This window comes from Shewanella sp. 5S214 (assembly GCF_041439795.1).
Lineage (GTDB): Bacteria > Pseudomonadota > Gammaproteobacteria > Enterobacterales > Shewanellaceae > Shewanella > Shewanella vesiculosa.
Genome location: NZ_JBGOOV010000031.1, coordinates 40,399 through 62,979, shown reverse-complemented (window position 1 = coordinate 62,979; position 22,581 = coordinate 40,399). Strand labels below are relative to the sequence as shown.

The 22,581-nt window shown below is 40.2% G+C and carries 23 protein-coding genes; 8 read left to right on the top strand and 15 right to left on the bottom strand.

The window, feature by feature from the left end; genetic code table 11:
• Positions 1-176 precede the first annotated feature (176 nt).
• Complete coding sequence (locus tag ACED29_RS17945) at positions 177-1,514, bottom strand: TIGR03503 family protein (RefSeq protein WP_182723666.1); 1,338 nt, start codon at positions 1,512-1,514, stop codon at positions 177-179.
• Positions 1,515-1,524: 10 nt separating this feature from the next.
• Positions 1,525-2,253, bottom strand: coding sequence for a DNA polymerase III subunit epsilon (gene dnaQ, locus ACED29_RS17940; protein WP_124018165.1), 729 nt, complete (start codon positions 2,251-2,253; stop codon positions 1,525-1,527).
• 77 nt (positions 2,254-2,330) lie between these two features.
• On the opposite strand from dnaQ, the gene rnhA reads away from it, so the two are divergent.
• Positions 2,331-2,804: a ribonuclease HI gene (gene rnhA, locus ACED29_RS17935; protein ID WP_182698551.1), complete on the top strand. Its 474-nt coding sequence runs from the start codon at positions 2,331-2,333 to the stop codon at positions 2,802-2,804.
• Positions 2,805-2,830: 26 nt separating this feature from the next.
• On the opposite strand, the gene ACED29_RS17930 is transcribed toward rnhA, so the two are convergent.
• A complete protein-coding gene (locus tag ACED29_RS17930) occupies positions 2,831-3,610 on the bottom strand; it encodes a class I SAM-dependent methyltransferase (protein ID WP_371698281.1) in 780 nt (259 codons plus the stop codon).
• A 171-nt stretch (positions 3,611-3,781) separates the two neighbouring features.
• Between ACED29_RS17930 and gloB the strand changes: the two genes are divergently transcribed.
• On the top strand, positions 3,782-4,561 hold the full coding sequence (gloB, locus tag ACED29_RS17925) for a hydroxyacylglutathione hydrolase (protein ID WP_124018162.1): 780 nt from the start codon (positions 3,782-3,784) through the stop codon (positions 4,559-4,561).
• A gap of 152 nt (positions 4,562-4,713) precedes the next feature.
• Entirely contained in the window at positions 4,714-6,267 is a 1,554-nt protein-coding gene (locus ACED29_RS17920; RefSeq protein WP_124018161.1) for a LysM peptidoglycan-binding domain-containing protein, read from the top strand.
• A gap of 261 nt (positions 6,268-6,528) precedes the next feature.
• On the opposite strand, the gene ACED29_RS17915 is transcribed toward ACED29_RS17920, so the two are convergent.
• Both ACED29_RS17915 and ACED29_RS17910 read right to left on the bottom strand, forming a co-directional pair.
• On the bottom strand, positions 6,529-8,352 hold the full coding sequence (locus ACED29_RS17915) for an AsmA family protein (protein ID WP_371698279.1): 1,824 nt from the start codon (positions 8,350-8,352) through the stop codon (positions 6,529-6,531).
• Positions 8,353-8,377: 25 nt separating this feature from the next.
• A complete protein-coding gene (locus ACED29_RS17910) occupies positions 8,378-8,872 on the bottom strand; it encodes a putative 4-hydroxy-4-methyl-2-oxoglutarate aldolase (RefSeq protein ID WP_124018159.1) in 495 nt (164 codons plus the stop codon).
• A gap of 194 nt (positions 8,873-9,066) precedes the next feature.
• Here ACED29_RS17910 and ACED29_RS17905 point away from each other — a divergent pair, with 194 nt between their 5' ends.
• Complete coding sequence (locus tag ACED29_RS17905) at positions 9,067-9,381, top strand: hypothetical protein (protein WP_124018158.1); 315 nt, start codon at positions 9,067-9,069, stop codon at positions 9,379-9,381.
• 84 nt (positions 9,382-9,465) lie between these two features.
• Here ACED29_RS17905 and ACED29_RS17900 read toward each other — a convergent pair whose 3' ends face one another.
• The gene (locus ACED29_RS17900) at positions 9,466-11,115 is read right to left on the bottom strand and encodes a methyl-accepting chemotaxis protein (RefSeq protein ID WP_182756139.1); all 1,650 of its coding nucleotides are present in this window, start codon (positions 11,113-11,115) and stop codon (positions 9,466-9,468) included.
• A gap of 593 nt (positions 11,116-11,708) precedes the next feature.
• Here ACED29_RS17900 and ACED29_RS17895 point away from each other — a divergent pair.
• On the top strand, positions 11,709-12,458 hold the full coding sequence (locus ACED29_RS17895; protein WP_182698545.1) for an SDR family oxidoreductase: 750 nt from the start codon (positions 11,709-11,711) through the stop codon (positions 12,456-12,458).
• 460 nt (positions 12,459-12,918) lie between these two features.
• Here ACED29_RS17895 and ACED29_RS17890 read toward each other — a convergent pair whose 3' ends face one another.
• The 3 genes from ACED29_RS17890 to ACED29_RS17880 all read right to left on the bottom strand — a co-directional run bounded on the left by ACED29_RS17890 (position 12,919) and on the right by ACED29_RS17880 (position 14,705).
• Positions 12,919-13,365 carry a YcgN family cysteine cluster protein gene (locus tag ACED29_RS17890; RefSeq protein WP_124018155.1) on the bottom strand — a complete coding sequence of 149 codons (447 nt, stop codon included), beginning with the start codon at positions 13,363-13,365 and terminating at the stop codon, positions 12,919-12,921.
• Between the two features lie 61 nt (positions 13,366-13,426).
• On the bottom strand, positions 13,427-14,395 hold the full coding sequence (locus ACED29_RS17885) for a lytic transglycosylase domain-containing protein (RefSeq protein ID WP_371698276.1): 969 nt from the start codon (positions 14,393-14,395) through the stop codon (positions 13,427-13,429).
• 31 nt (positions 14,396-14,426) lie between these two features.
• Complete coding sequence (locus ACED29_RS17880) at positions 14,427-14,705, bottom strand: YcgL domain-containing protein (RefSeq protein ID WP_124018153.1); 279 nt, start codon at positions 14,703-14,705, stop codon at positions 14,427-14,429.
• A gap of 117 nt (positions 14,706-14,822) precedes the next feature.
• On the opposite strand from ACED29_RS17880, the gene minC reads away from it, so the two are divergent.
• From minC to minE, 3 genes are read left to right on the top strand one after another with little or no spacing between them, the layout of a single operon-like run.
• A complete protein-coding gene (minC, locus tag ACED29_RS17875) occupies positions 14,823-15,488 on the top strand; it encodes a septum site-determining protein MinC (protein WP_182723661.1) in 666 nt (221 codons plus the stop codon).
• A gap of 27 nt (positions 15,489-15,515) precedes the next feature.
• Complete coding sequence (minD, locus tag ACED29_RS17870) at positions 15,516-16,325, top strand: septum site-determining protein MinD (RefSeq protein ID WP_124018151.1); 810 nt, start codon at positions 15,516-15,518, stop codon at positions 16,323-16,325.
• Between the two features lie 2 nt (positions 16,326-16,327).
• A complete protein-coding gene (gene minE, locus ACED29_RS17865; protein WP_124018150.1) occupies positions 16,328-16,588 on the top strand; it encodes a cell division topological specificity factor MinE in 261 nt (86 codons plus the stop codon).
• A 91-nt stretch (positions 16,589-16,679) separates the two neighbouring features.
• On the opposite strand, the gene rnd is transcribed toward minE, so the two are convergent.
• The 6 genes from rnd to ACED29_RS17835 all read right to left on the bottom strand — a co-directional run bounded on the left by rnd (position 16,680) and on the right by ACED29_RS17835 (position 22,529).
• Complete coding sequence (gene rnd, locus ACED29_RS17860; protein WP_124018149.1) at positions 16,680-17,792, bottom strand: ribonuclease D; 1,113 nt, start codon at positions 17,790-17,792, stop codon at positions 16,680-16,682.
• A 90-nt stretch (positions 17,793-17,882) separates the two neighbouring features.
• Positions 17,883-19,556 (bottom strand): long-chain-fatty-acid--CoA ligase FadD, encoded by a 1,674-nt coding sequence (gene fadD, locus ACED29_RS17855; protein ID WP_182698541.1) that lies wholly within the window; start codon positions 19,554-19,556, stop codon positions 17,883-17,885.
• Positions 19,557-19,754: 198 nt separating this feature from the next.
• Complete coding sequence (locus ACED29_RS17850; RefSeq protein ID WP_182756129.1) at positions 19,755-20,648, bottom strand: alpha/beta fold hydrolase; 894 nt, start codon at positions 20,646-20,648, stop codon at positions 19,755-19,757.
• 21 nt (positions 20,649-20,669) lie between these two features.
• A complete protein-coding gene (locus ACED29_RS17845; protein WP_124018146.1) occupies positions 20,670-21,533 on the bottom strand; it encodes a class I SAM-dependent methyltransferase in 864 nt (287 codons plus the stop codon).
• Entirely contained in the window at positions 21,530-22,207 is a 678-nt protein-coding gene (locus ACED29_RS17840) for a M50 family metallopeptidase (RefSeq protein ID WP_371698274.1), read from the bottom strand. The genes ACED29_RS17845 and ACED29_RS17840 overlap by 4 nt, the downstream gene beginning before the upstream one ends.
• Positions 22,200-22,529 (bottom strand): hypothetical protein, encoded by a 330-nt coding sequence (locus ACED29_RS17835; RefSeq protein ID WP_124018144.1) that lies wholly within the window; start codon positions 22,527-22,529, stop codon positions 22,200-22,202. The genes ACED29_RS17840 and ACED29_RS17835 overlap by 8 nt, the downstream gene beginning before the upstream one ends.
• Positions 22,530-22,581 lie beyond the last annotated feature (52 nt).

Below are 22,581 nucleotides of genomic sequence, written 5' to 3'. Positions count from 1 at the left end.
CCCGCGACCCCCGGCGTGACAGGCCGGTATTCTAACCAACTGAACTACCGCTCCACACAAGTGCGATGAATAATAAAGTTGTGATAATTAATCGTCAACTGTTTTTTAATTGTTTTAGCTCAATTAGTCAAAATTTGCTCAATTGCGCATTTTGTGACTAAAAAACACTCAAAATATTAGTTTTTATCATCAGGCATAGTCAGGTCAATATCGTCTAAATCAACACTTTCAAGCAGACCCTCTTGGGAATTTTGATTACTTTCAGGATTTTGCTTTAGCCTTTCTTCTGCTGCAGCCATCGCTTTGGCAAGAGTCTGCTTTTTACGCCATATCACTAAGCCCACAACACCGAACAAAAACAGTATTCCGTTGATGGTAATAATCCAGAACATTGCATTATCTTTAGCCTCTTGCTCTTCAAATTCAGCTTGAATAGCCGCTTTTTCAGCCAGTTCTTCAACCGATGGAGCCGGAGCTGGAGGCTCAATCAAATTAAAAAACATTTCAGGTAAATTCAGGACAATTTCACGACCATCGACAGTCGTGGAGAACGCATGCCCTTGAACACGATAACTGCCATATTCGGTCACTTTAGGTAAAAAGAGAATTTGATTTGCACTGGTCACGGTTTGAACGGTTAAAGGCAGCGATAAACCGGCAGGACCAACTAACTCAAATTCAAAATGTGTTTGTGCCAGTATCACCACTGATTCATCAACCGCTAATTGGATCTGCCATATCTCTTTTAATGGGTCGCTATTAGGCACCATTTTAACCTGTATTGGTTGTGCTGAAAGCTCAAAAGGCATTGTATATTCGCGCTCAAACACATTATTTCGCGCAGTGACATTAAGCACATAATGACCCGCGGGTTGTTGCAAATTTTGGCTGCCAGTAAAGATGCCATCGTCTGGAACTTCATCAAACAATTCACCATTGTCTTTATATTCGCCAACAATAACAGTACCAGTAGCAAAATTATCGTCAGTAGCAAGGTGTTGACTGGTAAAACGAGCGGTCCATTCCACCATATAGTCTAAACCCGGCATTCTCATGGTTAAATCATCACCTAACAGCCTTGCCGTCACCTTCAAGCGTTCGCCCTGATAAAGAGGCTGAGGCAAAGGTTCCACTGCAATATCTAGTGCAGAAATTTTTTGAATGGTCGATCCTTCCACCACACTGCCTAATAACTGCCAAGGACCAGGCATCGGCTTCTCAATATAAATCATGTCGGCAGCAATACCGTCGACCCACTTGACGGTTTGTGGATGACGATTTGAATACCATTTACTGCCATCGGGTAAAATCACCACAACGGGGGCTGAACCATAGCTCCGTTGGATCACTAATGTGAGATGATCAACCATATGATCAATGCGAAAACGATTTTTTAATTCTGCAGCTTGCGATGCAGCTACCACTGAAGCTTGGGCAGTAGATTGCCAAACCAAGATGATACTTAGCAAAAATAAATAAGAAATCGCTAGATAACCGGCACGAATGGCACTCATAAAAGTTGGTTTACCCTCTCCAGAGACATTTACCTGACTTCTCAATGAGATCAAGTCGTTGTTCGTGTAATAGTAATTCATCGGCTGACGCGCCAACGACTTTAAGATTAAACGCTGCAGGATCGATATTTTTTATCCCGCCGCCCTCTTGACCCGCTTTTTCATTAGACAAATTAAACTTAATTTGTCCACCGGTCATGATTAAATAAACATCAGCGAGAATTTCAGCATCAAGTAACGCCCCATGATAGGTGCGACGTCCATTGTCGATGCCATAACGTCGACACAGTGCATCTAGGTTATTTTTTTGGCCAGGATGTAACCTTTTGGCAATGGCTAAACTGTCTAAAATACTGCAAATATCTTTGGTTTTGGGACCAACTGGATTGAGTTTGGAAAACTCATGATCCATAAAGCTAACATCGAAGTTAGCGTTATGAGCGACAATTTCAGCACCATCAATAAAATCAATAAAATCTTTGGCGATTTGGTGAAATCGTGGCTCATTGGCAACACGATCATTGGTAATGCCATGCACTTGAATTGCTTCTTCATCGATGGCTTGACCAGGATTAATATATTGATGATAAGTCCTGCCGGTTAAACGGCGATTAATCACCTCAACACAACCAATTTCAATTATGCGATGTCCCACATAAATAGGGCCACCAGCTTGGTTCATACCTGTGGTTTCGGTATCGAGAATAACTTGACGACTTGCACTAGAAATAATGTTCATATTTTTTACTCATTCAGCCCTCGCCTTTGTATAAATTGAGTATACTGGCGCGAATATTTAGCTATGGTAACAACTTGATGGCCGAACTCAAACAGCTGTATATCTTTACTGATGGTTCTTGCTTAGGAAACCCAGGGCCGGGTGGTTATGGCGTGGTAATGAAATATAAACATCAGCAGCACGAAATGGCTGACGGATTTTCATTAACGACCAATAATCGGATGGAGCTTTTGGCTCCAATTATCGCATTAGAAGCCTTACATGAGCCCTGTAATATCATTTTAACCAGCGACAGTCAGTACATGCGCCAGGGTATTATGACGTGGATCCATAGCTGGAAAAAAAAGGGCTGGATAACTTCAACTAAGCAACCAGTTAAAAATGTAGATTTATGGAAACGTTTAGACGCAGTAAGTCAATTACACAAAATTGACTGGCGCTGGGTAAAAGGCCATGCGGGCCATATTGAAAATGAACGTTGTGACGTGTTAGCCCGAAAAGCCGCAGAAGCTAAACCTCAACAAACTGATATTGGATATCAGCCCGAATAAGAGTCAAGCTCATTATTTGCATATACTTAGGAATTTTTGGGCTTTATCAACGCTTTTTCAACAACTTGGGTATTTGTTAATCCTGAACGACCTGCCGTTGGCGCCGGCGACCAGGTAGGCGCTTTTATTTTGGATTTATCTTTAATGGGTGTTAGCGGAGTGGTCATTTTTCGAGCCACGATTAAATAGACACTGCCCGTGCTAGGTAACCAGTTAGCAATACTTTTTTGCCACAATGGAGTTTGCGGGCTTTTTTTAGCTTGATGGCCACGGTTATCCGCACCTTGTCCTAACAACGAATGATACATTAAACGCTCATCCGCTAAGACTTGATAGCCCAATAACCCAAGCCAATCTTTCACTCTAGATGGCATAAAAAACTGCCCACTCCAAGGCAATTGAGTTTGATACTTTGGCAAAATCTTACCAATAAAAGCAGGACTGACAGGGTTAAAACCGACAATGAATATATAACCACTGCTAATGAGAACCCGGTCAAACTCACGTAAAATTTGATAGGGATCTGACTCGAACTCGAGTAAAAAACAACTTAATACTGTGTCAATAGCACTTTGCTGTATGGGTAAATGGTGTGGGTCAGCCTGAATACTGGCATTTGTAGCGTCATAAACAGAAAAATGCCGAGTAATACTGCAAGATAAACTATTTACCTGACCACTTAACGCCCCAACCTTGAGTAAATGATAACCAAATATACGGGGCCACCAAGGAGCCAATTTAGCTTCTATCTCGGTTTGCAATAACTCACCAAAAGGTAAATCTTGCCAAATAAGGGGTTTTAACATGAAGCCCGCCAAGGTTTATTGTGCAAAAATGCTGTATTGATTAGATTCAATCTACCATAAGGTATTTAATTTTCAGCTAAGCATAATTGAAACTTCGATCTGTCTTTACTTGAAGTTATTAAACGATATCCGTTACCCTAACAGATAGTCAATCATCACTCGAGTCAGATTATGCTTAACGTTCATACCATTGCAGCTTTTAATGACAACTACATTTGGTTAATCCATCAAACAAACAGCCTTAATGCTTATGTGGTTGATCCAGGTTGTGGTCAAACTGTTATCGATTATTTAGCCACTACCGATCTAAACCTCATTGGCATATTGATTACTCATCATCATAGTGATCACACTGGCGGTATCGAAAAACTGCAACAACACTTCAATGATAACTTGACTGTTTATGGACCCAGTAACGAGCGCATTGATGGATTAACCCAGCCGTTGACCCTAGAGACAACGATGAGTATCGAAATTCCACATTTAGGACTAACTCAAGTCATGGCCGTTCCAGGGCATACTTTAGGTCACATTGCTTATTATATTGACGATAAATTATTTTGTGGCGACACCCTATTCAGTGGCGGGTGTGGACGTTTATTCGAAGGAACGCCTGAGCAAATGTTGCATTCGTTAACTATGTTAGCCAATTTACCTGATAAAACTCTGGTTTTTTGTGCTCATGAATATACCCGGTCCAATCTGGATTTTGCCTTACATGTCACGCCAAAAAATTTACAATTAATTGATTATGCCAAAAAAGTGGATCAATTACGCTCACAAAACAAACCGACCATTCCGAGTTCTATCGCGACAGAAAAAGCCATAAATCCGTTCCTTCGCTGCCATTTAAATGAGACCCAAGTCGCAATATCCGCTAAGAGTGGGGTCGACAATATTAATGAGATTCAATCATTTACTTTAATAAGAGAATGGAAAAACCAATTCTAAAGTAACATGAAAACACTTTAATAAGACAAGCTAAATAATTTAATCTACAATGCCAAACTGAACTAAAGCATGACCAACAGAGTCTCATAGGCACTTGGTATGTTCGAGCCTTTATTTTAACGCCCTGAGAACTTGAGGAAGTGTATCTTCAAATGAAAGCAAACTTATTTATTATTGCTGGTAGCATACTGGCAATAACAGGGTGTCAGACCCTTCAAAGTACTAGCCCGCAAACAGATATAGATCAACAGACTGTCGCCATTAACGCTAAAAGCAAAAAGTCGTCGGCAGTAACACTAGATGAGATAGAAGTACAAGTTTCCGAAGTCAATAATCTATGGCTGCGGATCGGTAATGAAATGACACTACCGATAACAGACAACGAATTAGTTGCTCGCTATCGACAGTGGTACATCGATAATCCCAAGCATTTAGAAATTATCACTCAACGCGCTAGCCCATTTTTGTATTATATTGTCGATCAACTCGAAAAGCGTCATTTGCCAATTGAACTGGCCTTATTACCGATAGTTGAAAGTGGTTTTGATCCACTAGCCTATTCCAGCGGCCATGCCTCAGGCCTTTGGCAATTAACCGCGCCAACTGCAACGTCTTTTGGGGTAAAAACTAACTGGTGGTACGACGGTCGCCGCGATGTGGCCTCGTCAACTAAAGGTGCATTAGACTTAATTCAGTACCTTTATCCTAAAATGGATCAAAATTGGCTTTATACACTTGGCGCATACAATTCAGGTGAAGGTCGAATTTTAAATGCGATTAAGCACAACCAAGCTCGCGGCAAATCAACAGATTTTTGGTCGTTATCGTTACCCAAAGAAACGGCACATTACGTCCCACAATTATTAGCATTGGCTGATGTCATTAAGCATGCCGATAAATATGGCATAACGTTAACGCCTATCGACAATGTGCCGCAAATAGAAGTTGTTCCTATTGAGAGCCAACTTGATATCAACCTAGCAGCCGATTTAGCTCAAATTGATATAGTAGACTTAAAGGCGCTCAATCCGGGTTTAAAGCGTTGGGCAACTGCACCACAAGGACCGCATCAATTAATATTGCCTAGTGATAAAGCAACAAACTTTAAACTTGCATTAGCCACTATAGAACCAGACTCTCGTATTAACTGGGTTCGCTATAAAATTAAGTTTGGTGACAGCATCAGTCGAATTGCTGACCAATTTGAAACAACGGCATCTTTAATTAGAAGCAGTAACGGTATTAAAGGCAATAACATTATTGCTGGACGATTTTTAATTATTCCGGTTGCTGCGAAAGACCCAGATTTAGCGACTATGACAGCAGACCAAGTTCTCGCTCGTAAAGCGGTTGTGAAATCTAGCCCCAACAAGCAAAGCTATACGGTAAAGTCTGGTGATTCATTATGGAAAATATCTCAGTCACAACAAGTGACAGTGGCACAATTAATGAAGTGGAATAACCTGACAAAACAGTCAACGTTATCAATAGGTAAAAACTTAGTTATTTATCCAAATGAAATGACAGCAAGCACCAGTAATAATGAAAAAACGGTTAACTACCGTGTTCAATCAGGTGATTCATTGGCGCGTATAGCAGTAAAATATAAAGTGACGGTGGCAGAGTTAATTGAATGGAATAGTTTGCAAAACAGCAAGTTAATTCAACCTGGTCAAATATTAAAATTGATTATGACCAATAGCTAACTAACAGTGCTTCTAAGATGATTATCATATAACAGTTTTCACCTTAGTACTGATTTTGGATTATAAAAAAGGACAAGTATGCACTTGTCCTTTTTTTATGTTTTAAGATTAATAGCCATGCTAACTTATTAGGCGCTTATATCTGTGTGGCAACAGATATTCTAGGCAAACTTCACCACCTAAGTACCTTGTAGCTAACGTTATAATTCAAGGCTGTAGTCACAATAAGCGACGACAGCCTTTATTCTCAACAAGAATGAATTAAATCCCTAACTTCTTAAATAACCCCTCTTTTAGCTTTTCTTTAGCTTTATCGGTTTCACCTTTAAGCTTGCCTTCCAATAATGCCTTCGTATCAATGCCAAACTTAGGCTCTTGGAATGTGCCTTTTATGGTTAGAGGAATATCAACACCTTTAAGCGACTCATCATTAGCGTCACCCTGTCCTGACAACGACCCAACGACACTCGTTGTTAATGCATAATCTAAGGTTTCTGACGCGATGTTTGCCGTCCCTTTACCCGCTAAACGAATTAAGGGGGCAGCCATGGCCAAATCAGGATTAGTCACAACGGCATCTTTCATGGTGAAACTGCCAGTCAGGCTGGTAAAGTCAGTTTTTAACTCTTCTTTATTGGATTCAGACAAGTCGCCTTTTAATTTTTGCTGAGCACTACGGATCATCTGTGGAATGTTAACCCCATAAAGCGAACCATCAGCGACTTCAAATTTACCAACGGCATCAAGGTTCTTTTTCAGATTATCAGCAATTAAACTCGAGCCGCTGCCTTTAACTTCAAAGCTTGCAGTACCTGAAATTAAATCCACTTCAGCCGCATCGGTTAAAAGTGGACGAATTTGCACACCAATCAATTTCTTATCAAATTGATATGTTGGCACTGCCTTGCGAGCATCCAATTTTGCACTTAGTGCTAACTTGCCTTGGTATAAGTCAGCGGTAAGCGACGACAAGTTCAAGATACCTTTATTGATAGCCATTTTCATTTGCCAGTTTTGCGTGAGCATATTGCTGACTTTAATTGATTTAGCCGTTAAACTTAGGGTGAGATCTACTGATTTAAGTGCTGACAGATCAGGCTCTTGAGTCGATACTGTGTCGGTCTTTGTGGCAGACTCTTCAGTATTACCTTCTTGCTTTGGGAACAGCGCATCAAGATCAATATCACCCACGTCTAAACTCATCGCAATTTTAGGAACGCTATTAGCATAGTTAACCTTAATGTCCCCGGTGGCAGCCAAGTCCATAGCAGACATTCTAGTCAATTGCAGATTGATAGTTTTGGCATCCAGTGCCATTGTCATTTGTGTCGTGAGCTCAGCGGTAACCGATTTATTCGGCAAGCTGTCACCTTTGGCGTTATGTACCATAGCAAAATCATTAATAGTGACATGATTCAATGCTTGATCAATTTTGACTTTACCTTGTCCAGATGATGCAAGCTGCATATCTGGCAATGTCGCAGAAAACTCATAAGCAAAATCAGCAAACTGACCCAGGCTAAACTGACCTAAGGTGAAGCTTTTTAAATTAAAGGTCTGCGTCGTATTGCTGGCCATATCAATGAGGTTAATATTGGTATTCGTCAGTTCAATACCACCTATATCCAATGTCTCTAATGACATAGGTTTGGCATCATTGGTTGCTGCAGTTTGTGGTTTATCCGCCGTACTTTTTGACACTAATCCATCAAAACTGGTTGTACCGTCTTTTTGCGTAACCAGATTCAGCGTTAAACCATCAAGCTTTAATAAATCTACTTCAATCTGTTGGCTAAATAATGGCATTAGCGCCACATTCGCAACAGCCTCATTCACATTGAGCATGGATGCAGGAGTAAAGCCATCTGGGTTAGTAAGAGTTATACCACCGAGCTTAATGCCTAAAGAGGGAAACACACTCCAGCTTAAGTCTTGGGTAATTTGTAAATCACGACCGGTTTGTTTTTTAACGGCATCAACTATTTGCGGTTTAAAGTTATTAAGGTCGAAAAACATTGTTAAGTAGACGGTCACACCTACTACTAGAGTTAGCACAATTGCTAATAACCATTTTACTACTTTCATTGTTGCTTCCTTGTCTGTTGATTGTTTACGCTAAAATAGTAAGATCTAATGCCTGCTTACTGACGGCAACACCATTTAAATCAGCATAGATCATCATTCCAGGAAAGATGCTGACACCCGCAATCTCAATAGCTACATTGACATCACCAACATCTTTTTTATCCGTTTTAATCGGATTTGTACCTAATGCTTGCACACCGATCTGCATAGTATTAATCGTACCTGCATCACGAATACAGCCATTAATAATGATACCTTCCCAACCATTGTCATATGCATTGAGAGCTATCATGTCACCTAATAGCGCACGTCTAGTCGAACCGCCGCCGTCCACAACCAATACTTTTCCTTGACCATTTTTGGCTAATTCAGATTTAACTTTGGAATTATCTTCGAAGCATTTTACCGTCACTACTTCACCGTAAAATATCGGCTTAGCACCAAAGGACTGCCATGGATTAGGCAATAAAACTAATTGCTCAGGGTAATGATCGAATAGATCAGGTAATAAATCTAGCATAAGTCCTCCTTGAAAATCAGAATCTTAGATTACTAATTATTAGGCAATTCAACAAGTTTTGTTAACGATATATTATTCACTTTAAAAAGTACTGCTAGTCCAGACTATCAAGCGCTGTACAAACCAAGTTAAAGAGTGACTTATACAATAAAAATGCATATAATTTCCGAAAAATAACGTAAACAATCATACTTATGAGTGACGATTTAAATTTACAGAAAATGATGGATGCGTTTGACGAGCTAGACTTCGAACAACGCACAACAACAAACCTTGAAAATGCACGTAATAAACAACAAATGACAGCGTATATTGATTCGTTGGATTTTAGTTTGCGTCGTTTATTAATATTGCAAGACACGGTCAATTCAATTGTTGAACAAAAAAAATTAGACCTGCTTAAACAAGAACATATCCAAACCTATAAAACAAAAATCATCAATCTATCTCGAAAATATAATATCTCATATCAAGATGTCATCGATATTATGGTGCAATTGCCACGTTAATAGTGATGCTCTGCCTCTTTCGCTTTGGTTGTAAAATATAAACGTTCAATCGGACTAAAAAACATTAGCCCGATTGACAATGTATTATTTTACTCTAAATTGCTCCACAAGCTGATGCAACTTGATCGCACCTTTTTCAATATCCATACTGCCTTTATTGATCAATTCATTTTGAGTTCTGTTATCTAATGACATGTCATTGATACGGGTAATATTCATATTAAGCTCTGTAATAACGGTACTTTGCTCCTCTGTTGCCGCCGCAATTTGAATATTCATTTGCGAAATCTGATCAATGGACGATTTAATGTTATTAAGTGCTCCAACGACTTGCTGAGTTTCATTAACGGTTTCTGATGATTTAGTTTTAGCTCTTTCAACAGAGGAATTAACGCTATCGATGGCACTTCTGATGGCATCGATAATAAGATTAATCTCACTTGTTGATGCTTGGGTACGACTTGCCAGCGTTCTAACCTCATCAGCCACGACGGCAAAGCCACGGCCAGCCTCACCGGCTCTGGCAGCTTCAATCGCCGCATTCAATGCGAGTAAATTAGTTTGATCGGCAATCCCAACGATAACATCAAGAATTTGCCCGATTTTACTCGAACTCACTTGCAAGCTTTTAGCAACCTCTTCTGTCGCGGCTAATTCTGTCGATAGCTCTGATATTTTTTGCATTGCATTATCGACAACGGCAGCGGATTTATCTGCTTCAGTATCTGCATTATGGGTACTTTCGGCTGCCAACTGTGCGTTAGAGGCCACTTCAGATGCCGTTACCGACATTTGGTTAATGGCAGTGGCAACATTAGTTGTTTCGGCTTGTACGTTGGATGAAATTTGATTAGCCTGCTGTGTAATCGTTGACATATTCTTCGCCAAGCGGCTTGATTCATCGACTGAGTCGCTGACAGAGATAATCACTTTTTGGACTTTTTCAATAAAAGTATTGAAATGATGAGCAATTTGTTTGAGCTCATCATTACCCTCTTCGGACAACCGTAGGGTTAGATCCCCCTCACCCTTAGCAATATTCTTAAACGCTGCAATGGTCTCAACCATTGGTCCTGAAATACTGCGAATGATAAAAAATAATAATAAGATGACCGGCAGCCACACCAGTGTCAGTAATAATAGGTATTGGGTTATAAATTGGTTTCTATCAGCTTGAATGTCATCAACATAAATACCTGTACCGATGATCCAGCCCCAGGGTTTAAATCGCTTAACTACAGACATTTTCGGACTTGGGTTTTCCTGCTGGGGTTTATTCCACATGTAATCAACCCGAGCAACATCTTTTTGTTCCGTACCTTGGATCATTTTTTGAAACAGTTTTACCCCATTTGGATCTTGCATTGCTAATACCTTGGTATTAACTAACTGTTTTGCAAAAGCATGCTGGATCATGGTGCCTTGAATATCAATAGTGAAATAATACTCGTTACCTGAATAGCGCAGTTTATCTATTGCAGCTAATGCTAAAGTTTTAGCCTCATCTTCAGCCATACTTCCAGACTGAACACCTTGATAATATTTATCAGTTATTGCGATTGCAACATCGACTAACGCATTTAACTTGGCTTCTTTTTCATTAATTAACACACTTTCAACTCGCGTTAATGAAAACCAGAAAACAATCACAGTAGCGATAATGGCTAGTGCCAACATGCCGAGTAAACGGTTAGAAATAGTGGTTTTACGAAAAAACATATTTGTTGGGTTCATACGGGCACCATGACATTATAATTAAAATGGTTTGAAATGATTATTAACTCAGACTCAGCAATAATATGTATAGTATAAAATCAATTGAATTAAGCTACTGTTTTGTAACTGTTGTGCCTTACTGGACAGTTGTCAATATTTTCACTTAAAAATCGCAAAAAAATAAATGCTTAGTGGTAAACAGTGATAAATAAACACTGGCGAAACTCTCACTTTACGAACGCAGATACTGAGAGTGCATTTGGGTAGTATTTTAGCCATCGAATGACGACTGGCTTAGCACAATTTATCGCTCAAACCAAACACATGACTCGCTATTGGTATTCGTCTCTTGCGGGAAAATAACTCCTACTATATATACAAATATAATCAATAAATGATCAACCAATATTTAGTCTTAATAAATCATTAGTCAGTTTCTGCCTGACTCAGTTACAGCGAAAGTAACAGTGCTTAAGCTTACTTAGCATTAATGAACATGGCTTTTTGATGGTTCGCTAAAACATTTACGTCGCTTAATGTAGGCTTGATGCCAGCGTAAGTGATCATTGTTTATCTCTATTATAAACAACGTATTAATAAAAGAGCACATTATGAAACGAACAAACATTCTCATAACAGGGGCAAGTTCAGGTTTAGGGCGCGGCATGGCAATTGAGTTTGCTAAACAACATCATAACCTTGCACTATGCGCCAGACGTATGGACCGCCTTGAAACATTAAAACAAGAATTACTCGTCATTAATCCTAATATCAAGGTGATAATTAAGTCACTTGATGTAAATGATCACCCACAAGTTTTTGAGGTATTTAATCAATTTAAGCAAGAGTTTGGACAGCTGGACCGAGTCATTGTAAACGCAGGCATGGGTAAAGGCGCATCTATAGGCACTGGCTTTTTTGCTGCTAATTTGCAGACTGCGCAAACTAACTTTATTGCCGCTATCGCCCAATGTGAAGCGGCGATGACAATTTTTCGAGAACAAAACAGTGGGCATCTAGTGACTATTTCGTCTATCAGTGCTGTTCGTGGATTTAGACGTGCAATGACTGTTTATGCTGCCACAAAAGCCGCCGTGACTTCATTGTCTGAAGGTATCCGCATCGATGTACTAAACACACCGATTAAGGTTACTTGTGTACATCCAGGATTTATTCGCAGTGAAATTAACCAAAAGGTAAAAACGGTACCGTTTATTGTTGATACTGAAACGGGCTGTAAAGCCATGGTGAAGGCTATTCAGAAAGAAAAAGCCAATGCATTTGTCCCTAGTTATCCTTGGGCCATTTTACACTGGGTATTACGTATTGCTCCGCTGAGCATGCTCCGCAACATGAGTTAAGTTAATCATAGTCACATAGCAACACAAGCACCTAGCGACGAGGGTAACTTAATCACTCATGATTAACTCATCATGGCCGAGTTTTATTTACCCAAAGAGAAATAAGCTCAGTTGGGGATAGAAGTGATTATCAAATCATTTTTTGTCTGGCTAACCTTATTGAATTAACCTGTAATGGACTCACATGACCCTGTTTGTAATACGAGAATCCGCTTTTATTAGCCGAAAAGGGCAAATCTGATACCAATAAGGACAAGTATGGTTACATGGCCTCATTTGTCCAATGTATCAAGCCAAGCAGGGTTAACCATCTTACACGCTTAAACTGTATAAGATTGTGGCCAAACATAACCATAAATTGATTCATTATAGATTGGATATGAACCACATTACTTTTCCATTAACCGATAATGCAATATCTTAATACATTGATTATTAATCACTTATACAGCAACGCTGACTATTCAACATCTAACATAGGCCACAAAACAATACAGTCTTCTAAGTATTTCACTTTCGTTTCGTTAACTGTTTTCCCTTGTACCGAAATCCCCGCCGCATGCATGGCATCTTTATTTCCTGTCAGTAACGGATGCCAACTCGGTAATCCTTTGCCAGCATATACGCGCCGATAAGCACAACTATCAGGCAACCAAGTCAACTCAGCGATATTAACGGGTGTAATTGCTGTACATTCAGGTACATAGGTGAAGCGTTCAGGATAACGACGACAACCACAACTGCTGTCATCCAGTAGATGGCATGCAGCATTAGTATAATAAAGCTCGTCAGTTTCATCGTCGATGATTTTATTTAAACAACACTTACCGCAGCCGTCACACAGCGATTCCCATTGTTCGGTGGTCATGTCTTCTAAGGGGGTAGTAGTCCAAAACTGAGTCATCATTGGTTATCTAATGTAGCTTTTATCGAAATTTGCCTGCATTTTACACCCAATGGGCCGCAATTTACTGCTTAATTTTTTCAGACAAATAAGTTATCGCCAAAGTATCATGCAAAGTCGGGTTAAATTGATGTAATAAAAGGAAGTTATCGTAGACTAAATAAAAACGCCCTTTCGATCCATCAGGTGCAATTAAGAATACATTCATGTCACTGCGTTGTGGTAAGTCTGCGCCATTAAAACGCCTAATACCATAAGCCTGCCACTGTACAAATGTGTGATTGACTCTTAAACCAAGCAAACCAGGATCGAGTGCCATAGTGGGTTTCACCTGTCTTCCCCATGTAGAACCGGACTGCCAACCTTGTTGATGCAACATATTCGCCAGCGATGAAAAAGCATCATCCATACTGTTCCAAACATCAATCCTGCCGTCTTTATCAGCATCAACAGCATACTTTAGCAACTGGCTCGGCATCATTTTCATCTGCCCCATCGCCCCAGATGAAGAACTCAGCAATGCATCTTCACTGATATTTTTTTGCTCAATTAACTTAAGTGCAGCAATAAATTCAGCAATATAAAATGCTTCTTCATCGCCTTTGTAGGCAAGTGAGGCTAAAACTGATAATCCAGGGAAACGCCCTGGCTGCTCACCAAAACGAGAATTCATCCCCCATAATGCCATCAAAAAACGCGACTGCACTTGATACGTGTTACTCAACTGTTCGAGTTTAGATTCATGCTGCAATAACATTGCTCTTGCAGTACTGACGGTGATTTCGGGTACAGCTTGTGGGATGAAGTCTTCTAATGTCTTAGGTTGATCGACTGAAGGGTTGAGATTGGCTTTCTTAAATATCTTAATCGTCGCAATATTGCGTTCTGCTATAGCTTGGTTAACGCCTGCAGCGATTGCTTTTTGTTGTAGCAATAATAGATAGTCATCAAAATTGTGATGGCTGTCTTCAGCCATCACAACATGAGAGCAAAAGAAGTAAAAAAAAACGCTTAGAATGATTCTGGGGATCATATTCGTGTTGATTACTCCTTTAAGATTATGCTTATTTCTTAAGCGCTAATTCTTGTTTATGCTGTTCGAGTAAATTAACCGGCGGTGGTGGTATTTGTAAGTAATAACCCTGTTCAACTAATGCAGACTTCACTTTATTAATATCTGCGATGCCCAAGTGATCTCGTTTAGATAGTGGGACAATCATGATTAATGACGGAGTACCAAACATTGCCATTAAAGGCTCAGGAACGTCATCAAATACATCACGTTTTTTGACAAAAAGGTAAGTATCCGCTCTTCGACCGCTTTTATATACTGCACATATCATTTTAGTGTAAATTTCCAAAGGTTCAAACTTGATAGTCAACTAAGCACACTATAACATGGTGACACAAAAAATAATTGTAAATCAGTTTATCGCTGAAGTATGGAGAATCACGCCGGGATGGCTAAACAAAATCTCGAATTAAAGGCTACGTCTTTTACATTATCAGTGCTGCATATTAATCATCACGATCTCGATATTATTGCTGCTGAATTAGACAACAAGCTGGCACAAGCGCCGCAGTTTTTTTTGGGCGCACCATTGGTATTAAATTTATCAGCCATTCAGCATATCCAAATTGATTTTAATGCCCTAAAACAATTATTGATTGACCGTAACCTTATTATTGTCGGCATTACCGACGCCACCCCAGAGCAAGTTGAACAAGCAAAACACATGGGGATTGCAGTGGTAAAGTCTGGCAAACAAGCGCGTAAAGCAGAACTTCCTGAACGAGCAACTAAAATTGTTAAGCAAAATGTGCGCTCTGGACAACAAATATACGCACAAAACGCTGATTTAATCATTTTTGGTGCAGTTGGTAATGGCGCTGAAGTCATTGCTGATGGTAGCATTCATATATATGGTGCTCTTCGTGGTAAAGCCATGGCGGGTGCAGCGGGAGATAATCAAAGTGTGATTATCGCTAACTCGTTAGAAGCAGAATTAGTATCGATTGCTGGACAGTATTGGTTGACTGAACACTTGCAACAATACGACTTAAGCCAAAGAGGTTGTATTCGCCTTGAGGGCGCATCCCTTACTGTTGAAACATTGCCCCAATAATCGGCAAACACAAGGATATAAATATAAATGGCGCAAATTATTGTTGTCACATCAGGTAAAGGTGGTGTGGGAAAAACAACATCCAGTGCAGCAATTGCCACCGGATTGGCTTTAAAAGGACACAAAACAGTCGTTATCGACTTTGACATTGGTTTACGCAATCTTGATCTGATTATGGGTTGTGAGCGCAGGGTCGTATACGATTTTGTTAATGTCATCAATGGTGAAGCCAATTTGAATCAAGCGTTAATTAAAGATAAACGCTGCGACAAATTATTTATCTTACCCGCGTCTCAAACACGAGATAAAGACGCGCTGACCAAAGAAGGCGTCGGCCGAGTCCTTGAAAATTTAGCCAAAGATTTCGACTTTATTGTGTGTGATTCACCAGCAGGTATTGAACAAGGTGCAATGATGGCACTTTACTTTGCCGATATTGCCATTGTCACCACCAATCCAGAAGTGAGCTCAGTACGTGATTCAGACCGTATTTTGGGCATGCTGCAGAGTCGCTCGCGTCGAGCTGAATTGACTTTGGAACCTATCAAAGAATATTTACTATTAACTCGCTACTCGCCGGCCAGAGTTAAAACAGGTGAAATGCTCAGTGTTGAAGATGTGCAGGATATTCTTGCTATTGAATTGCTGGGGGTTATCCCTGAATCTCAGTCGGTATTGAAGGCGTCAAACTCAGGTGTACCTGTGATTATTGACCAAGAAAGCGATGCAGGCTTGGCTTACGGCGATACCGTTGCGCGTTTATTAGGCGACGATATACCAATTCGATTTATTACAGAAGAAAAAAAGGGATTCCTTAAAAGGATATTTGGGAGCTAATTATGTCGATACTTGATTATTTTAGAAGCAGTAAAAAGCCCAATACCGCGTCATTGGCAAAAGAGCGATTACAAATTATTGTGGCTCATCAGCGTGGAGAACGTGGTGCACCGGATTACTTCCCAAAGATGAAACAAGAAATCATCGAAGTGATCCGTAAATATGTGCAAATATCAGATGACCAAGTCTCTGTGCAGTTAGACCAAAATGATGACAACTTATCTGTACTAGAACTTAACGTCACCTTACCGGACACTAAGTAACGCTCATCTTTTTAGATTGACTGACTTAATATAACAAAAAGGATACTGGCATTGCTGCCAGTATCCTTTTTCGTTTAATGACGCTATTGAATTAATTAAACTTAACTTGCGCAAGTAAATTACCGACCAATTGTCCGCGCCACCCCACAAAGAGTAGTGGTGTTGGTGTTTGCTTGTTGTGATACAACCAGAGCAAAAACTCGTGAATATGGCGCTTCGAACCAACAAATTCTAATGCAACGTTTTCACGCTCACATAGCTCAGTTAATATCGTTTTAACTTCTTTGAAAGCCGATTTATAACCAGACTTTAGTGCCACAACATCTACCTCTTCAGGTAGATCTGTTAAATCTGCAGTCGCCATTACCGCTAATAAATCTTTACCGTGTATGCGTTTTTCTTGATCAGTTAAATCATTTAAACTGTTGAGCTCAGACAATGTTGTGGGCTGCTTTTTGGCCAATGCAATTAATGCATGGTCCTTGACCACAAAGCCAAGCGCAAGATTACGGCTCACAGCTTTGGTCAATCGCCACTTAGCCAATACCTTTAAGTAGGCTAACTGCTGACTTGATAACTGAAAGGCATTTTTAACTTTAAGGTAAACACTGTCACCTTCTGGCAGTGACAAACGTCCCTCGGTCATACGCTGACCTTCTTCAAACAGCCATTCGAGACGATTTTCTGCTACAAGCTTCTGTTGTAACTGAGGATATAATTTATACAAATAAAATACATCATTAGCAGCATACTGCAATTGTGAATCAGACAATGGACGATTCATCCAATCGGTTCGTGATTCACCCTTATCAATTTCAACTTGCAAGCATGCATCTACAAGTTTGGCATAACCTAAACCATGACCTAGGCCCGCAAAACTAGCCGCAATTTGGCTGTCAAATAATGGACTCGGTTGGCATTCGCCATAATGAGCAAATACCTCAAGATCTTCGCTACATGAATGCACTAACTTAACAATATTGGGGTCAGTTAATAGCTGCCAAAATGGGCTTAAGTCTTTAATCGCAACCGGATCAATTAATGCTAGGGTTTTACCATCATAAGCTTGGATGAGGCCTAATTTAGCATAATAGGTTCGAGTACGGACAAACTCAGTATCAAGCACCAATAAGGCGCTGTGTTGGTATTGTTCAACTAATGACAACAAACTGGCATCATCGCTGATATATTCAAACGTTAACAAAATAGGCTCCGCTAAAAAGGGATGTGAGTAATGGTCATAAACTGAGAATTGCCAAGTATAAAAAAGCCGGCTCAGTTGCCGGCTATCATTTTATGCTTTGTTAACTTCATCTCGAAGTTGTCGGCGTAAAATTTTACCCACATTGGTTTTCGGTAATTCGTCCCTAAATTCTACCAGTTTAGGAATTTTATATCCCGTTAAATGATGACGACAATGCTTAATCAACTCTTCTTCTGTAAGTGACTTGTCTTTTGCGACCACAAAAATCTTCACTAATTCACCGCTGGCATCATTAGGAACGCCAACCGCAGCGACTTCAATAACCTTGGGATGTAACGCGACAACCTCTTCCACTTCATTTGGGAACACGTTAAAACCAGACACTAAAATCATGTCTTTTTTGCGATCGACAATGAAAAAGAAACCTTTTTCATCCATATAGCCAATATCGCCAGTCGCTAACCAACCATCTTTATCAATCACAGTGGCAGTTTCTTCCGGACGTTGCCAATATCCCTGCATGACTTGCGGACCTTTAGCAAATAACTCGCCGGTTTCACCCTGAGCTAATACTTTTGAATCTTCATCTCTAATTTGAATCGTGGTCGATGGTGCAGGAAAACCAATAGAACCATTATACCCACTGAGGTTGTATGGGCAGCATGTAACTAATGGTGAAGCTTCAGTCAAACCATAACCTTCGAGTAAGCGTGTCTTAGTAAGGTTTTGCCATTTATCCGCGACCGCACGCTGCACCGCCATACCACCGCCAATAGACAATTTTAAACCAGAAAAATCAAGTTGAGTAAATTCTTCATTATTGACCAAAGCATTGAATAAGGTATTAACACCGGTTAAGACAGTAAACGGGTACTTTTTCATCTCAGCAACAAAAGCAGGAATGTCACGAGGATTGGTGATCAATAAATTTTTGCTGCCTTTATGTAAAAACAGTAAACAATTCACTGTTAAGGCAAAAATATGGTACAGAGGTAATGCTGTCACGACAAACTCTGCACCATCATCAAGGGCTGGAGAATAAGCACCACTGGCCTGCAAAACGTTACTGACCACGTTTTTATGGCTTAACATGGCACCTTTAGAGACCCCAGTCGTGCCACCGGTATACTGTAAAAAAGCCAAATCCTCGCCACCAATATCGGCCTTAATGTACTGTAGGCGTCGACCTTTAGAGAGCGAGTCACGAAACGATAATGCATGTGGTAAATGGTATTTTGGTACCAATCTTTTGATGTATTTAACCACAAAATTAACTAGCGTGCGTTTCGGAGCACTGAGTTGATCGCCAAGATTGGTAATAATCACCGACTCAATCGGTGTTTGATCCACAATCTCTTCTAAGGTGTTAGCAAAGTTTGACACCACGACGATAGCTTTAGAGCCAGAATCAACCAATTGATGCTTTAATTCACGTGGGGTATAAAGTGGATTGACATTAACCACCACCATACCAGCGCGCAAAATACCAAACAGAGCAATAGGATATTGCAGTAAATTTGGCATCATAAGGGCGACACGGTCGCCTTTTTTTAAATGTAATTCATTTTGTAAGTAGGCTGCAAATGCTCGACTTCGTTCTTCGAGTTTTCGGTACGTAATGGTCGCGCCCATATTAATAAACGCAGGCTGATCAGCATATTTTGCTACTGAATCTTCAAACATATCGACTAAAGAACTGAATTGAGATGGGTCGATTTCGGCCGGAACATGTTCAGGTAAGTTATTAATCCAAGGCTGGTCCACAGGTGTCTCCTAATAATACCCACTGTGCTAAGACGTGCATTCCCCGTCAGTGGTAAAATATTTTATTGCCCACGTATCATTAATATTGTTATCGCAGGCTTTATTATGATGCTCGTAGTGACCTAAATCATACAAGTGTTTTAATTTTCGACTATAGTCACATAAATAAAACAAAAATAACAGCGATTTCAGCCAGTGCTACTGCCTATTTAGAATAAATGCTCCAATCGATTCAGCGACGCGATAAGCATTACCCATATGGAGGTGATGATCTCCACTTAACTGAATGATTTCAATATTAGAAAACCATTTATTAGCCTGTTCTGTTGAGGCGGTTAGGTGTTTGTATCCATCGTGACCAACCATGAGTAAAGTAGACGTATTACTGGTACTCATCAGTGCATCAACCTGCTCAAAACTAAATCGGTTAAGTGAATCTAATTTTAATCTAGGGTCACTTCGCCAATGATACTGCCCATCTGTTATTGCCATATTTCGCTTAGTAATAAGCTCACACCATGGAATGGCTAATCCGGTCAGTTTATGGCGGGCTTGTACCGCCAAATCCATAGAAGAATAAGTCGAAGAGTCTCTGGTTACTTGGCGATTAAAACGTTGTTGTTGCAGCAAACCTTTACGCAGGCGATCTTTGGCTTTAGAAGCAGACTCAGATAAAGGGGCAAGCGCTTCAATTAATATGAGTTTATGAATATTTTCAGCAAGACAGGCATTATAAGCCGACGCAATTATGCCGCCAAGAGAATGCCCCAATAAAATAATAGGACCTGTATCTTGTGAAAGTGTATGGATGACGGCTTGCAGGTCATAAATATAATCAACCCAATGTAATGGATAACGACCCGGGCGATGATCTGATAATCCATGCCCAGGCCAATCAATACATACGAGTTGAAATTTATCGAATAATTTTTGCTGTGCAAAGGCATGCGCTAGCGGAACAAAACTGTCAGCGTTATCAAGCCAGCCATGTAAAGCTAATATTACTGGCTTGTCAGCATGACCATAACGTTTTGCAGCAAGCGTAATATGAGCCAACGGCAATTGAATTTCTTCTACGTTAACATTCAACATTGTTGACTCACTTTGCAAAAATTATTGAGCTGCTGTTTTGGTAAACTTAAGTGTCATGCGATCACTTTCACCAATATCAAGGTACTTTTGCTTATCTTGATCGCCCTTGGCCAAACTTGGGGGTAATGTCCACACACCTTTGTCGTAATCCTTTGTATCTTTAGGATTAGCGTTTATTTCAGAGCTAGCCGCTAATTTAAAACCATATTTATTAGCAAGTTCAACCATCTGGTTTTGTTCCATATAACCACTTTCAGCAGCCATATCTACATTGGCTCGGTGTTCAACAACGCCGAGTGTACCACCAACCTTTAATACATCATGGGCGGCTTTAAACACACCTTCTAACTCGCCTTTCATGGCCCAGTTGTGCAAATTACGGAACGTTAATACATAATCTGCCGAGTTATCTTTACCTAATGACAATTTAGCCGGTGGATCGAGAGTAACAAACTGAACATTCCCAACACTGGCTTTATTTTCACTGACCCATTGCTCAAACTTCATCCCCGCAGATTTATAATACGCTGTTTGGCGATTATCTTCAGTGGGTTTTGTTTCGAAATTGGCAGCAACATATTGGCCATCAGCGGCTAAATAAGGCGCAAGAATTTCAGCATACCACCCCCCACCTGGCCATAACTCAATCACAGTCTGATCGGGTTTTACACCAAAAAATGCTAATGTTTCTGCTGGATGACGATATTGATCGCGCAGTTTATTTTTAGTCGACCGAAACTCACTGGCCACAGCTTTGGCGAGCGCAGCATTGACCTGCGGCGCAGTAACGGATTTCTCGTCAACACTATCCGCAGCGTATATTACCGTTGACATACCTAAACTTGATAAGCCAATTAAGGCCCCTAACATCATGTTACGTTTCATTTTGACACTCCCTTTTTTCGATCAACTTTACGCCAACAGAGCCATAACATAAACCCACTGAATGCAAGCCATGTCATCACCCATAACCATGCGGGTAGCCAAGTCATTTTAGCTAACATCACCGCATCGCCTTGACCACTTAGCCCCAATAACACCATAGGACTAGCCATGGCATTAAGGATAATCATTAGGCCTAATATACGCAGTAAGGTGTTTAGCAGACTACTATTTTTTAATTTAAGTGGTAACAAAAAAAGTATTATTAATACGCTAAGAATAATGATCGTTAATACATCACGCGCCCAGAAAAGCAATGACGCAGCCACAGTGAGGGCTAACAAGGTTAAGGTAAATCTAATCGTTTGCTTTTGAGTTGCCATCAGAAATATTGAGTATCCCCATAGCGCCGCACCAAAATAACCAGCGTAAGCAATAAGTATACTGCTACCACCTTGACTAAAACAAAAGCCCGCGCCATTTGGAAATAATTGAATATGACTCACAGAGCCACCAGTCAATAACGTTGCGATACCATGAGATAACTCGTGAAAGTAGCTTTCAAACCATTTAAAAGGGATAGAGATATAAGGAAATCGAGTCAGTAGGAAAGCTAGCAGTAATTCAATCATAAAACGGCTGCGACTGGGTGTTGCAAACAACGGAACATTAGGCATATAAATCAATACCAACCATTTGTTGAATTTCATCTCTTTTAGCAGAATGCTGTGTCGATAAATATTGCGCGATAGCCCCCCGTTGACTGTAAGTATCACGGTCATATTCAACCCGAGCTTGCTGTTTAGCCGACAAAGTTGAATCATCAACTATGGCCATATTGCGCGCTTCAATGCCTTGAATTTGTTGCTCGGAAGCAGAGACATTAACAACAATAGGCTCAATGGCCGCCGTAATAGGCCGATTACCAGCAACAGCTTGACTCAGGGTTATTGGACCTGATTGATTATTTGCCATTGATAATGCAGCATTTATCGCCATTAACGACACCATTTACCTATACTTGTATCTTATACTCTATGTCAAATTACCT